General features: G+C 35.1%; 1 protein-coding gene and 1 pseudogene. Both read left to right on the top strand.

What is annotated here, in order from left to right; translation table 11 throughout:
- Positions 1-482 (top strand): annotated as a pseudogene (locus VXQ92_RS18950) (ketol-acid reductoisomerase); the annotation flags it as partial.
- A gap of 331 nt (positions 483-813) precedes the next feature.
- A partial coding sequence (locus tag VXQ92_RS18945) for an MHYT domain-containing protein (RefSeq protein ID WP_416682839.1) occupies positions 814-1,246 on the top strand: 433 nt, incomplete at its 3' end.

Raw genomic sequence — 1,246 nt, 5'->3', positions numbered from 1 at the left:
TCGAAACTTCATTCCGTGAAGAAACTGAAACTGACTTATTCGGTGAGCAAGCAGTTCTTTGTGGTGGTGCAGTTGAACTTGTGAAAATGGGCTTCGAAACTTTGGTTGAAGCTGGTTATGCACCAGAAATGGCTTACTTCGAATGCTTACACGAACTTAAGTTAATCGTTGACTTGATGTTCGAAGGCGGTATCGCTGACATGAACTACTCAGTTTCTAACAATGCTGAGTACGGTGAATATGTAACTGGTCCTGAAGTAATCAATGAACAGTCTCGTGAAGCAATGCGTAATGCATTAAAACGTATTCAATCTGGTGAATACGCGAAGATGTTCATCCAAGAAGGTGCGTTGAACTACCCATCTATGACAGCTCGTCGTCGTCAAAATGCTGCACATGGTATTGAACAAACTGGTGCTAAATTACGTGCGATGATGCCTTGGATTCAAGCGAACAAGATCGTAGACAAAGAGAAAAACTAATTCTCTTTTCTATTGTTTTTAAAAGAACCCTGCTAAATGCAGGGTTTTTTATTTTATTAGCCCCTAAAACAAGTTTAAAAAAACATCATTAAGGTCAATTGACCTAGACTTAAGAAATCCTATATTTTTCATATAATTGGATGCTTAATTTTTGTTTACTTTATTGATTTCTAAAGTAAAAAATACTTGACCAAATGTTAGATAATGTTATTGTTTATAACTGACTAAAAAAGTCGAATTTACTAATTTTTCTTTAACGTGTTTAATTGTATTTTGTGCAATGAGTTGAACAAAATAAAAAAAAAGTATTGAATAATCATGGAAGTCCAATATGGGTCATGTTGATTACGATAGCACATTGATCGTCGGCTCTTTTATTGCGGCTGGCGCTATTTGCTATATTGTGATTTCCATGGAGCAGTTAATATTTAAGCAAACTTATAAAAAGATTGAGCCGTTTATTCTATTACTCAATGGATTATTACTCGCAGCAGCGATTAGTATTGTCCATATTGTCGGCATGCATGCTTACCATTTATTTGAAGCAGCTTCCTCGAACGTTCCTTTAATTACACTGGCTTTTGGAATTAGTGCTGTACTTTCAAGTGTCGCAATTTGGCTGACTTCTCGTTTTACACTTCCTATATTTAGACTCATTTTAAGCTCAGTCATTATGGGAATTGGGATTTCTGCTTCTTATTATGTGAGTATGTTAGGCTGGAATATTGATATTTATAAGAAAGACTATACCTCTTTTCTTATTT

The sequence above is a fragment of the Acinetobacter sp. 228 genome (assembly GCF_048147885.1).
This window is presented reverse-complemented; position numbering and strand designations above follow the sequence as displayed.